We start from the raw sequence: 12,389 nt of genomic DNA, 5'->3' as shown, positions 1-12,389 counted from the left end.
AAAACGGTACGCCGGTAGGGTGTCGCGGCGAACCGGCCGACTGGGAGGAGCCCTGAAGAGGAAGTGTCAGGCGGGGGAGGTGAGGAGGGAGAGCATGGTGCGGGTCAGGACCGGCTCGACCTCCTCCGCGGCCAGACGGCCGGCCTCCCGTTCCTGGGCCGCGCTGTGGATGAGCGCGAAGAACGTCGTCACCAGCCACTCCAGCGGCAGGTCGGTGCGGAAGTCGCCGTCGTCCTGGCCGCGGGCGATCAGGCGCTCCACCCGGCGCAGCGGGCGGTCGTGGTGCTCGCGGATGCGCTCGGTGGGCAGCACCCGGTCGGCGGCCACGAAGAGCCGCCGGTGGCGGTCGAGGATCTCCCACGACGAATGCAGCAGCCCGGCCATCGCCTCAGGCGCGGGAGCCGTGTCGAGGGCCTCGTCCTCCAGGACGGCGTCGGCCAGCCCGACGGTGTGGTCGAGGACGGCGTCCACCAGGGCCTCGCGGGAGGGGAAGTGCCCGTACAGGGTGACCCGGCCGACGCCCGCGGCCTTGGCGATCTCCGCCACGCTCGCGCCCGGGTCGTCGCTGAGCAGCCGCGTCCCGGCTTCCAGGATGGCGGCGATGTTGCGTTCGGCGTCGGCCCGCCGGGCGGGGACGGGCTGTCGGGCGGCGGCGGTCTTCCCCATGGGCCCCAGCCTACGACGCCCCCGGCCGGAGATCGCCGCTGCCCTCGGCGCGTCACCGGGCCCGGGGGAGGCGGTCAGAGGGCGAGCGCGTGATCCAGCAGGGACTGGAGGGTGACGGCTCCGGCGACCCGCCCGTCCTCCACGATCGCCACCAGCGGGCTGCGCGTGCGGGCCATGAGCGCCGCCAGTTCGAGCACCGTGGCCTTCATGTCCGCCACCGGCAGCTCGCGCGGCTGCTCGGGCAGGCACTCGCGGACGGTACGCGTGCCGAGCCGGCGCAGGAACAGGTCGGCGTGGGCCTCGTCCACCACCCGGGCCAGGGCCGGGTCGTCCTGGCAGTAGCGCGGCACGGCCAGCCGGAGCACCTGCGTGCCGGGGAGGATGCTGTGGGGGCGGCCGTCGTCGCCGATCACGATGAGGCCGGGCAGGTCGCGCTCGGCCAGCAGCCGGGCGGCGTCGAGCGCCGACATGTCGAGCGTGACCGCCGGGAACTCCGTGACGAGATCGCGTGCGCGCATGAGTGATCATCCTCCGGCCCACAGCCTAGCCAACCCCCCTCCCGCCCGGCGAAGGCCCCAGGCTCCCCGGCGGTGGGGTCAGGAGGGGAAACGCAGGTGGCCAGGTGGGACGTGGGCGGTGAGCCAGACGCCGTTGTCGCTGCGCAGGAAGACATGGCCGCCGGCGTGCATGTCCCCGGCGGCGACCGCCAGCACCACCGGCCTGCCCCTGCGCGCGCCCACCCGGACGGCGGTCTCCCGGTCGGGGGACAGGTGCACGTGGTGGCGGCTCATCGGCCGCAGGCCCTCCCGGCGGATGGCGTCCAGGTTGCGGGCCACCGTCCCGTGGTAGAGGTACGCGGGCGGCTCCACGGCGGGCAGGCCGAGCTCCACCGGCACCGAGTGGCCCTGGCTGGCGCGGATCCTGCCGTCCTCGATCGCGTAGCGCCGCTTGTCATTGGTCTCCACGACCTGGCGCAGCTCGTCGGGGGTGATCGGGAAGCCGTGCGCCGCGGCGGCGGCGAGCAGGTCGTCGACGGCGACCCAGCCGGCCGTGTCGAGGGCGAGCCCGATGCGCTGCGGGTCGTGGCGCAGGTGCCGGGCCAGGTACTTGGAGATGCGGATCACGCGTCGTTCGTCCATGGGGTTCCCATGGTGGCAGCGACGGGCGGGCGCGGTCAGCTGGTTTGTGCCCGTACGAGGTCTTCGCCGACGGGCGTACGGCCGTAGAGGACCGAACGGCCCGCCCGCACGCGGCCGACCAGCCCCGCGTCGAGCAGCACCTTGAGATGGCGGCCCACCGAGCCCAGGCCCTGGCCGGTGAGCGCGACGAGCTGCGTGGTGCTCTTCGGGGTGTCCAGCAGCACCAGCACGCCCGCCCGCGCCCCGCCCAGCAGCCGGCCGAGCGCCTGCGGCGCGGGCGGCGGGCCGACGTCGGCCAGCGGCCCCGAGCACGGGTAGACGATCGCGCAGCGGCGGGAGCCGTGCCAGCTCACCCAGCCCTGGCGCGGCGTGACCGGCACGAACATCAGCCGGGCGCCCGCCAGGTCCCGCGGCGGATGGTCGTAGGCGTTGATCTGCAGCCGTCCGTCGCCCAGCCAGCGCAGGCCGGGACGCATGCCGTCGAGAGCCGCCGCCCAGCCGCCCCGGCCCAGCCGCGCGGCGCGGGCGGTGACGTCGGCCTCGATGATCCGGCGGCGCCGCGGCCAGGCCGGCAGCACGGTCTCGTGCCACACCCACTCCAGCCGGGCGGCCATGCGTGCGGGCAGGTCGTCGCGGCGCAGCACGCTGTGCACCGGGCCGCCCAGCGACTCGACCAGGTCCGCGCGCGCCTGCTCGGGCGGGGTGTCGCGGACGCTCGCCACCTCTTCCTCGAAGGCCGCCTCGCCCTCTCCCTCGGGCGTGGGCGTGAGGAAGGTCGCGTTCCACGTGCGGCCCAGCGCGGCGCGGACGAGCAGCGCCGTGACCGGGTCGGCGGCCTGCCCGGCACGGTAGGCGGGCAGGTGGGCGGCCAGCCAGGCGTCCTCGCCGGGATGCGCGGCGACGGCGCGGTCCAGCGTCTTCAGCGCGGCGATCGTCTCGGCCAGCGGCGACAGGACGAACCGGCCGTCCGCGAGCGTGTCCGCGTCGACCTGCCAGAAGCCCACCACGTCCTCCTCGTCCCGGCGTTGTTTCGCGGGTGGGCGAAACAGTAACGCCTCCCGCCGCCGGTCGCGAAGACTGCCGTCCCATGCGCACGTACCGGGACCTGTTCGGCAGGTCCGGATTCACCCCGCTCTTCCTGGTCTCGTCCGGGCAGGTGGCCGGGCAGACGGTGAGCGGGCTCGCCCTCGGCACCCTCGTCTACGCCGACACCGGATCGCCGCTGCTGTCCGGGCTGGCCATGTTCGGCCCGGCGCTCGCCCAGGTGGTGGGCGCGGCCACGCTGCTGTCGGCGGCCGACCGGCTGCCGCCGCGGGCCGCCCTGTCCGGGCTGGCGCTGGCGGCCGCGCTCGGCGCCGCCTTCCTGGCCGTGCCCGGCCTGCCCGTGTGGGGCATGCTCGCCGTCGTGCTGGCCTTCGGCGCGCTGTCCGCACTCGGCGGCGGCGTCCGGTACGGGCTGCTGAACGAGCTGCTCGACCGGGACGGATACCTGCTCGGCCGGTCGGTGCTCAACATGTCCTCCGGGATCGTGCAGATCGCCGGGTTCGGCGCGGGCGGCGTGCTGGTGACCGTCCTGTCGCCACGCGGGACGCTGCTCGTCGCGGCGGCCCTCCACCTGGCCGCCGCCCTGGCCGGGCTGGGGCTCGGACGGCGGCGGCCGCGCGCGTCCGGACGGCCCTCACCCGCCGAGACCTGGCGCGACAACGCCCGCCTGTGGTCCGATCGGCCGCGCCGGCACGTCTACCTCGCCCTCTGGCTGCCCAACGGCCTGATCGTCGGCTGCGAGTCGTTGTTCGTGCCGCTCGCGCCGGACCGGGCCGGGCTGCTGTTCGCCTGCGCCGCCGCCGGGATGCTCGCCGGTGACGTGCTGGTCGGCCGGTACGTGCCGCCGCACCGGCGGGCGCGGCTGGTCACGCCGCTGTACCTGCTGCTCGCGCTGCCGTACCTGGTGTTCGTGGCCCACCCGTCGCCGGTGCTGGTCGCGCTCGCCTCGGCCGGGTTCGCCGCCACCCTGCTGCTCCAGGAGCGGCTCATGGCGCTGACGCCCCCCGAGCTGAGCGGGCACGCGCTCGGGCTGCACTCCTCCGGCATGGTCGCCATGCAGGGGCTGGCCGCCGCGCTCGCCGGCGCCCTGGCCGAGCACACCTCGCCCGGCGCGGCCATGGCCGTGCTGGCCGCGGCGTCGGCGGCGGTCACGCTCGCGCTGGCCCCGCGCCTGCGGTCCGCCCGTGTCGCAACCCCGGCGCAGGCTCCGGCGAAGTTACCGTTGACCAGGGGAAATCGCCGGGGGAAGGACACATCATGACGCAGACGGACGACTTCGTGCTCGACGTCACCAGGATCCGCGAGCAGGTGCGGCAGAAGATGGACGAGGGCCCGATCACGCAGACCTTCGGCCGTGACCCGGAGAAGGTCATCGAGATCCTCAACGACGTGATCGCCACCGAGGTGGTGTGCTGGCTCAGGTACACCAGGCACGCCATCTCGGCCAAGGGCATCGACCGCGCGCAGGTGGCGGCGGAGTTCACCGAGCACGCCAAGGAGGAGCTGGACCACGCGCTGCGCGCCGCCGAACGCGTCAGCCAGCTCGGCGGCGAGCCGGACTTCGACCCGGCCAAGCTCGTCCAGCGCTCGCACACCGACTACCAGGTGCCCGCCGACACCGACCTGAAGGCGCTGCTGGAGGCCAACCTGTGGGCCGAGCGCATCGTCATCTCCACCTACCAGGAGATCATCCGCTGGCTCGGCGAGGGCGACCCGACCACCCGCCGGCTCATGGAGTCGATCCTGGAAGAGGAGGAGGAGCACGCCGACGACCTCACCGACCTGCTCGGGGTCTAGAACCGGGCTTGGCCCGCCGTTGGGCGGCCCGTGAGCGGGCCCGGGTAAGTGCCCGGCATGAAGAGCCTGGTCAACACGCCCGTCACGCACACGCCGCCGTCCCGCGAGATCGACGTCGAGACGCTGAGCCGCCGCCTCGCCGCGGCCGTGGACGGCGAGGTGCGCTTCGACCTGGGCAGCCGCGCCGCCTACGCGCGTGACGCCTCCAACTACCGGCAGGTCCCGATCGGCGTCGTCGTGCCGCGCGACCTGGACGCCGGGGTGGCGGCGGTGGCCGTGTGCCGGGCCAGGGACGTGCCCGTGCTCTCCCGCGGCGGCGGCACCAGCCTGGCCGGGCAGTGCTGCAACGCGGCGGTGGTGATCGACTGGTCCAAGCACTGCGGCGCGGTGGAGTCCGTGGACGCGGCGGGCCGCCGGGTCGTCGTCCAGGCGGGGGCCGTGCTCGACCAGGTGGACCACGAGCTGGCGCCGTACGGGCTGATGGTCGGGCCACGGCCGTCCAGCCATCGGGCCTGCACGATCGGCGGCATGATCGGCAACAACTCGTGCGGGGCCTCGGCGCAGGCGTACGGGAAGATGTCGCAGTCGGTGCTCCGGCTGGAGATCCTCACCTACGACGGCGTGCGCGCCTGGGTGGGGCCGACCAGCGACGCCGAGTACGACCGCATCCAGGCCCAGGGCGGCCGGCTGGCCGAGATCTACCGCCAGGTGCGCGACCTGCGCGACGAGACCATGGAACTGGTCCGCACCCGCTACCCCAGGCTGGAACGCCGCATCTCCGGCTACAACCTCGACCAGCTCCTGCCCGAGAACGGCTTCGACCTGGCCCGCGCCCTGACGGGCAGCGAGGGAACGCTGGTGACCGTGCTCCGCGCCGAGCTGCGCGTCGTGCCGTCCCCGCCGGCCAGGGCGCTGGCCGTGCTCGGCTTCGAGGACGTCTTCACCGCCGCCGACGCCGTCCCGGCCGTGGCCCGGCACGCGCCGATCGCGCTGGAGGCCATGGACGAGACCATGTACCGGCTGGCCAAGCGCGAGCACCCCGGCGACCCGGCGCTCCAGGACCTGCCCGAGGGCGGCGGCTGGCTGCTGGTGCAGTTCGGCGGGGACACGCCCGAGCAGGCGCGCGAGCGGGCCGAGACGATGATGCGCGACGTGGGGGAGCGGGCCGAGGCGCCCACGCCCACGCACGCCTTCCTCGGCGACCCGGCCAGGGAGGACCGGCTGTGGCGGTGGCGGGAGTCGGGGCTCGGCGTGGAGGCCTACCCGCCGACCGGCCGCCAGACGTACGAGGGCTGGTCGGACGCGGCCGTGCCGCCCGAGCGGCTGGGCGCCTACCTGCGCGACTACGAGCGGCTGCTGCGCGCGCACGACTACCAGGACTCCGCCCTGTACGGCCACTTCGGCCAGGGCTGCGTGCACGGCCGGCTGCCGCTCGACCTGCACACCGACGACGGCGTCGCCCGCTACCGCGCCTTCGCCAGGGAGGCCGCCGAGCTGGTCGCCTCCTACGGCGGCTCGCTGTCCGGCGAGCACGGCGACGGCCAGGCGCTGGCCGAGCTGCTGCCGGTCATGTTCGGCCAGGAGATGGTGGAGGTGTTCGGCCGCTTCAAGGCCATCTTCGACCCGCGCGACCGGATGAACCCGGGCAAGGTCGTCCATCCCCGCCACCTCGACCAGAACCTGGCCCAGCACCGCTTCTACCCGCACGAGCCGCGCCAGACGTTCTTCCAGTACCCCAACGACCACGGACGTTTCGGGCACGCCGCCACCCGCTGCGTCGGCACCGGGACCTGCCGCAAGCACACCTTCGAGGGCGGCGTCATGTGCCCCAGCTACCGGGTGACCCGCGAGGAGGAGCACTCCACGCGCGGACGGGCCCGCCTGCTGGAGGAGATGGTGCGCGGCGACGTCATCACCGACGGCTGGCGGTCGGCCGCCGTGCGCGACGCGCTCGACCTGTGCCTGTCGTGCAAGGGCTGCCGCTCCGAATGCCCGGTGAACGTGGACATGGCCACCTACAAGGCCGAGTTCCTCGCCCACCACTACCGGCGCCGCGTCCGGCCCCGGGCCCACTACTCGATGGGCTGGCTGCCGGTGTGGGCCGCGCTCGCCTCGGCCGCGCCCGGCCTGGTCAACGCGGTCAACTCGGCGCCCGGACTGTCGCGGCTGGTCAAGGCCGTCGCGGGGATCACGCCGGAGCGCGAGCTGCCGAGGTTCGCCCGGCAGCGGTTCACCGACTGGTTCAGGCGGCGTCCCCGGAGCGGGCCCGGCACGCGGGGACGGGTGGTGTTGTGGGCCGACACGTTCACCGACCACTTCGACCCGCACATCGGGCGGGCCGCCGTGGACGTGCTGGAGGCGGCCGGGTTCGAGGTGGTGGTGCCGCCGGTGACGCTGTGCTGCGGGCTGACCTGGATCAGCACCGGGCAGCTCGGGGTGGCCCGGCGGGTGCTGGCGCGGACGGTCGGGGCGCTCGCCCCCTGGGCCGAGGCCGGGGTGCCGGTGGTCGGCCTGGAGCCGAGCTGCGCCGCCGTGTTCCGCTCCGACGGGCCCGAACTGCTCAACACGGCCGAGACGCGGCTGCTGGCGGAGCGGTTCCTGACGCTGGCCGAGCTGCTGGAGACGCGCGCCGCCGACTGGCGGCCGGCCACGACCGGCGGGCAGGCGATCGCGCAGGTGCACTGCCACCAGAGCGCGATCATGGGCTACGACGCCGACCGGGCCGTGCTCGACCGCTTCGGCATCCGGACCAGCGTGCTCGACTCCGGCTGCTGCGGGCAGGCCGGCAACTTCGGGTTCGAGCGGGGGCACCACGAGGTGTCGCAGGCGTGCGCCGAGCAGGGGCTCTGGCCGGCCGTACGGTCGGCGGGGCCGGGGGAGGAGCTGCTCGCCGACGGCTTCTCGTGCCGTACCCAGATCGCCGCCGCCGGCACCGGACGCCAGGGCCGCCACCTGGCCGAACTCCTCGCCACGACCCTCGTCCGCCAGGACTGACCGGGCCCGTGCCCATCACGGCCCCTCACGGCCCCGGCCGGGCCCGTCCCCATCACGGCCCCGGCCGGGCGCGGCCCGATCACCGCCCCGGTCGGGGCCGGGGTCAGGCCGAGAGGCTTTGGGACAGGCGGCGGGGCAGGCCGGTGTTGCGGGGGCGGCCCACCCGGTGGACGGCCAGCTCCAGCGCCTCGCGCTGCCCCACCAGCACGACCCACGCCTTGGCCCGGGTCACCAGCGTGTACAGCAGCTTGCGCCGCAACATGATCCCGCCCGCCTCGGCCACGATCGGCGCCACCACGAACGGGTACTCGCTGCCCTGCGAGCGGTGCACGCTGATCGCGTAGGCGTGGGTGAGGTCGTCGAGCTCGCCGAACCCGTACTGGACGGTCTCGCCGTCGTCGGTGCGGACCTCGACCACGCGGTCCTGCGGCAGCACGGCGGTGACCGTGGCGGTCTCCCCGTTGAAGACCCCCTTGTCGTAGTTGTTGCGGATGGGCATGACCCGGTCGCCCACCCGGAACACCGACGAGCCCGACCAGTGCTCGGGCTTGTCGTCGGCCGCCGGGTTGAGGCGGTCCTGGAGAAGCCGGCCCAGCGTGACCGCGCCCGTCTCGCCCTTGCGCATCGGGCACAGCACCTGCACCTGCTCGGGCGGCACGCCCTGCTTGCGGGGGATCGCCTCCATGGCCAGATGGGCCACCCGCTCGGCCACCCGCGCCGGATCGTCGAGCTCCTCGAACCAGAACCCGCCGCGCCCCGGCGTCGCCGGCATGCGGCCGGCCCGGATGAGGTGGGCGGCCTCGACGATGCCGCTGCCGCTCGCCTGGCGGAAGACGTGGGTGAGCCGCACCCGCGGGATCGCCTCCACGCGCAGCAGGTCGGCCAGCACGTCGCCGGCGCCGATGCTGGGAAGCTGGTCGCTGTCGCCGATGAGCAGCAGATGGCTGCCCGGCTGGACGGCCGCCGTGAGCCGGGTGGCGAGGTGGAGGTCGAGCATCGACGCCTCGTCGACCACGATCAGGTCGGCCTGCGCGGGCGCCTCCTCGAACAGCGTGGACGGGTCGGGGTCGGGCTGGTGGGCGAGCATGCGGTGGATGGTCATGGCGGGCATGCCGGTCAGCTCCGACAGGCGTTTGGCCGCCTTGCCGGTGGGGGCCGTGAGCGTGACCGAGCCGCCCGACGCCCTGACCGTGGCGGCCACGGCCCTGACCGTGTGGCTCTTGCCGCAGCCGGGCCCGCCGGTGATGATCGAGACGGTGCAGGTCAGCGCCATGTTGACGGCCGCGCGCTGGTCGTCGTGGAGGGTCTCGTCCTCGCGGAAGGAGCGCAGCGGCAGCGTGGAGCGGGCCCGCAGGAGCCGGGTGAGCTGCTCGGTGAGCTGCCGCTCGCGGGCGTGCACGTGTTTGGCGTAGGCCACCGCCCGCCCCGGCTGCTCGTCGTCGGCCTCGACCACCACCCGCCGCTCGGCCACCAGCGCGTCGATCATCGGCCCGACCGCCTCGGGGTCGAGCTCGATCAGCTCGGCCGCCCGCGCCACCAAATGGGGCACCGGCACGAAGCAGTGGCCGTCGCGCACCGCCGCCGACTCCAGCCGGTCGAGCAGCGCCGCCTTGATCCGCTGCGGGCTGCGCTCGGGCACCCCCCGCTGCAGCGCGATGCGGTCGGCGACGCGGAAGGCGATGCCCCTGACCCGGCCGATCAGCCGGTAGGGGTCGGTGGCCAGGACCTCCTCGGCCTCGCCGCCGAACACCTGGTGGATCTTGGCCGCGAGCAGCGGGCTGACGCCCAGCCCCTGCAACGTCACCATCAGCGCGGCGATGGCCTTCTGCTCCTGCCACGCCTGGACGATCTGCGCCTGCCGCAGCGGCCCGATGTTGACGACCTCGGTCAGCCGCCCCGGCTCGGCGTCGATGACCTTGAGCGTCTCCTCGCCGAAGTGGTCGACGATCGCGTACGCCAGCCGCGGCCCGATGCCGCGGATCAGCCCCGACCCCAAATAGACGCGGATCGCCCGGACCGTGGCGGGCACTACCCGCTCGCACCCGGCCACCGCGAACCGCCTGCCGTGGCGCGCGTGGTGGCTCCAGTCGCCGGTCAGCCGGAGCGTCTCGCCGGGCTGCGCGCCCGACAGCGCCCGGCCGGTGGCCACGAAGTCGGGCACGCCCTCGGCGCTCATGCGCGCGACGGTGTATTCGTCGTCCCTGACGTAGACGAGCTGCTCGACCGAGGCCTCCACAGCAGCGATCAAACCATCTGCCACCGACAGTCCGTCACATGGCGCTGGGATAGGTCTCCGGCTCGACGTCGTCCCACGGCTCGGCGTGCAGCGGGTGCAGGGCCTCGGTGACGTCCAGCCAGATGAAGGCGTCGTAGCGGTCGCCGAGCGCGGTGGGCACGTAGTTGCCCCACTTCTCGCGCTCCGGCCGGTAGACGACGCCGATCGCGCGGTGGTCCAGCGGCTGGTCGAACCAGCGCGGACGGGGCCGCCGGGGCGTCACGAACAGGGCGCGCTCGCCGCCGAGCGCGTCGTGCAGCAGCGCCTCCAGCGATCCGGGCCGGGCCGGCGGGACGGGCATGACGTGCGCCCGCGTACCCCAGCTCGCCCCGGCCACGACCGTCCCCCGGTAGCCGCCGAAGCCGACCAGGACGACGTCCTCGCCGTGCCGCTCGCGGGCCAGCTGGCCGAGGTTGGTCATGCCGGCGGCGGCCATGTCGGTGGCGCGGGCGTCGCCGACGTGCGTGTTGTGCGCCCACACCACGCCCTTGGCCCCGTAGAAGGCGGTCAGCCGGTCCAGGGTGTCGGCCATGTGCACGTCCCTGACGTTCCACGAGTCGGGGCCGCCGCCGACCATGGTCCGGTAGTAGTTCTCGGCCCCGGCCACGACCTCGGCGTTCTGCCGGGCCTCGAAGCCGTCCTCGTCGGCGGGCGCGGCCGCCGCGACCGCCCTGAGCAGCTCTACGACCTCGGTCTCGCAGGAGTCGGGGACCAGGCGGGTCTCCAGGCCGTACCGCTGCGGGTCGTGGCCGTAGGACTCGAAGCAGTACAGGGCCTCCATCACCGTGCCGAGCTGGTCGGGCAGGTGGTCGGCGGCGTAGCGGCGCACGGCGCGCAGGGACTCCCAGAGGCTGTAGACGTCGAGGCCGTGGAAGCCGACGCGCTCGCCCGGCGGCAGGGCCGCGTTCCAGCGGCGCAGCCAGCGGCAGAACTCGGCGACCTCCTCGTTGGCCCACATGAACGCGGGCCAGCGCTGGTAGGCGTACAGGGCGTCGAAGGGGTCCTCGCCGTCGCGGGTGACCGCGCGGTGGACGCGCTCGCAGTCGGGCCAGTCGCCCTCGACGGCGACGAACCCGAAGCCCTTCTCGGCGATCAGGCGGCGGGTGAGCGCGGCCCGCCAGGTGTAGAAGTCGTGGGTGCCGTGACTGGCCTCGCCGATCAGCACGAGACCGGCCTCGCCGACGCGGTCGAGCAGCGGGTCGAGATCCTGCTCGCCCGACAGCCGCAGCGCCGAGCGGGTGACGTCATCCATAGCCGTCCTCCTCTGCCGGCCGGAAGACGCCCAGGCATTCGCGGGCGAGCTGGAGCTCCTCGCGCACCTGGACGACCAGGACGGGCACGGCGACGCCCGGCCCGCTGACCAGGCCGTCGTCGTGCCGGTTGCCGGACTCGGGCGGCTCGACGCCGAGCAGCCCGAGACGGCGGCAGACCGCCTCGCGCACCTCCGGCTGGTCCCAGCCGATCTCGCCGGTGAACACCAGGGCGTCGATCCTGGACAGCGACGTGGCGGCGGCGGCGATCTCCCGGCTCACCCGGTGGCAGAACACCTCCAGGGCCAGGGCGGCCTCGGCGTCGCCGGCGCGTTCGGCCTCGACCAGCTCGCGGGTGTCGCCCGAGCGGCCGCCGGACAGCCCGAGCAGCCCGGACCGGCGTTGCAGGCCCTCGCCCAGCTCGTCGGCCGACAGGTGGCCCTGCGACAGCAGCCACATCAGCATCCCGGGATCGACGCTGCCCGAGCGCTTGCTCATCGGGACGCCGTCCAGCGGGGTGAACCCCATCGAGGTGTCCAGGCTGCGCCCGCCCGACACCGCGCACACCGACGAGCCGCCGCCCAGGTGGGTCAGCACCAGCTCCAGGTCGGCCAGCGGCCGGCCGAGCAGCTCGGCCACCCGGTCGGCGGTCCAGGCGTAGGACAGGCCGTGGAAGCCGTAGCGGCGCAGTCCGTACCGGTCGCGCCACTCGCGTGGCAGGGCGTAGACCGCGGCGGCGTCGGGCAGGCCGGCGTGGAAGGCCGTGTCGGGGCAGAGCACGTGCGGCACGGCGGGAAGCTGCTCGCGGGCCGCCTCCAGCAGCGCCAGCGCGGGCGGCAGGTGCAGCGGCGCCAGGCTCACGACGCCGCGCAGCGCCTCGACGGTCTCGTCGTCGGCGACCGTGGGCGCGCGGACGACGTCGCCGCCGTGCACCAGCCGGTGCGCCACCGCGCGGATGTCGCGGTCGAAGTGGCCGCCGAGGAACGCCGCCAGCTCCTCGCGCGCCGAGCCCGGGTCCGCGGCCCGCTCGGCGTGCGCGCTGTCCAGCACGCAGCCGCCCTGCACGAGGTCGAGACGCAGGCTCGACGAGCCCGCGTTGACGGTGAGCACCGCCTCGGACTCCGCCACCTGCTCGTCGAACGCTCGCCCCATGCACCCCTCCGCGGCCCGATCCTCTCCCCGGCTACCCGCCGCCCGCGCCCCGACACCTGGACCCCGTCACCT

General features: G+C 74.6%; 10 protein-coding genes. 3 read left to right on the top strand and 7 right to left on the bottom strand.

Features of this window, described 5'->3' with window-relative positions:
- Positions 1-66 precede the first annotated feature (66 nt).
- From ACWEJ6_RS29540 to ACWEJ6_RS29525, 4 genes are all read right to left on the bottom strand, one after another.
- Positions 67-666: a TetR/AcrR family transcriptional regulator gene (locus ACWEJ6_RS29540; RefSeq protein WP_452427923.1), complete on the bottom strand. Its 600-nt coding sequence runs from the start codon at positions 664-666 to the stop codon at positions 67-69.
- Positions 667-740: 74 nt separating this feature from the next.
- On the bottom strand, positions 741-1,184 hold the full coding sequence (locus ACWEJ6_RS29535; RefSeq protein WP_358286027.1) for a CBS domain-containing protein: 444 nt from the start codon (positions 1,182-1,184) through the stop codon (positions 741-743).
- A gap of 78 nt (positions 1,185-1,262) precedes the next feature.
- Positions 1,263-1,805 carry an RNA 2'-phosphotransferase gene (locus ACWEJ6_RS29530; RefSeq protein ID WP_452427921.1) on the bottom strand — a complete coding sequence of 181 codons (543 nt, stop codon included), beginning with the start codon at positions 1,803-1,805 and terminating at the stop codon, positions 1,263-1,265.
- Positions 1,806-1,840: 35 nt separating this feature from the next.
- Positions 1,841-2,809 carry an ArsR/SmtB family transcription factor gene (locus ACWEJ6_RS29525; protein WP_452427919.1) on the bottom strand — a complete coding sequence of 323 codons (969 nt, stop codon included), beginning with the start codon at positions 2,807-2,809 and terminating at the stop codon, positions 1,841-1,843.
- A gap of 83 nt (positions 2,810-2,892) precedes the next feature.
- Between ACWEJ6_RS29525 and ACWEJ6_RS29520 the strand changes: the two genes are divergently transcribed.
- The 3 genes from ACWEJ6_RS29520 to ACWEJ6_RS29510 are packed head-to-tail and all read left to right on the top strand — an operon-like array spanning position 2,893 to position 7,640.
- Positions 2,893-4,110 (top strand): MFS transporter, encoded by a 1,218-nt coding sequence (locus tag ACWEJ6_RS29520; RefSeq protein ID WP_452427917.1) that lies wholly within the window; start codon positions 2,893-2,895, stop codon positions 4,108-4,110.
- The gene (locus ACWEJ6_RS29515; protein ID WP_352351383.1) at positions 4,107-4,646 is read left to right on the top strand and encodes a DUF892 family protein; all 540 of its coding nucleotides are present in this window, start codon (positions 4,107-4,109) and stop codon (positions 4,644-4,646) included. The genes ACWEJ6_RS29520 and ACWEJ6_RS29515 overlap by 4 nt, the downstream gene beginning before the upstream one ends.
- Before the next feature lie 57 nt (positions 4,647-4,703).
- The gene (locus tag ACWEJ6_RS29510) at positions 4,704-7,640 is read left to right on the top strand and encodes an FAD-binding and (Fe-S)-binding domain-containing protein (RefSeq protein WP_452427915.1); all 2,937 of its coding nucleotides are present in this window, start codon (positions 4,704-4,706) and stop codon (positions 7,638-7,640) included.
- Positions 7,641-7,743: 103 nt separating this feature from the next.
- On the opposite strand, the gene recD2 is transcribed toward ACWEJ6_RS29510, so the two are convergent.
- Genes recD2 through ACWEJ6_RS29495 form a run of 3 tightly spaced genes read right to left on the bottom strand, consistent with a single transcriptional unit; the run spans position 7,744 to position 12,317 of the window.
- Complete coding sequence (gene recD2, locus ACWEJ6_RS29505) at positions 7,744-9,876, bottom strand: SF1B family DNA helicase RecD2 (RefSeq protein ID WP_452427913.1); 2,133 nt, start codon at positions 9,874-9,876, stop codon at positions 7,744-7,746.
- A gap of 34 nt (positions 9,877-9,910) precedes the next feature.
- Positions 9,911-11,167, bottom strand: a complete 1,257-nt coding sequence (locus tag ACWEJ6_RS29500) for an erythromycin esterase family protein (RefSeq protein ID WP_452427911.1) — start codon at positions 11,165-11,167, stop codon at positions 9,911-9,913.
- A complete protein-coding gene (locus ACWEJ6_RS29495; RefSeq protein ID WP_452427909.1) occupies positions 11,160-12,317 on the bottom strand; it encodes an acetate/propionate family kinase in 1,158 nt (385 codons plus the stop codon). Before ACWEJ6_RS29495 ends, ACWEJ6_RS29500 begins: the two co-directional genes overlap by 8 nt.
- Positions 12,318-12,389: the final 72 nt, after the last annotated feature.

It is taken from the genome of Nonomuraea sp. NPDC004702 (genome assembly GCF_053601695.1).
The sequence above is the reverse complement of the archived record's forward strand: the minus strand, read 5'-3'. Positions and strand labels throughout refer to the sequence as shown.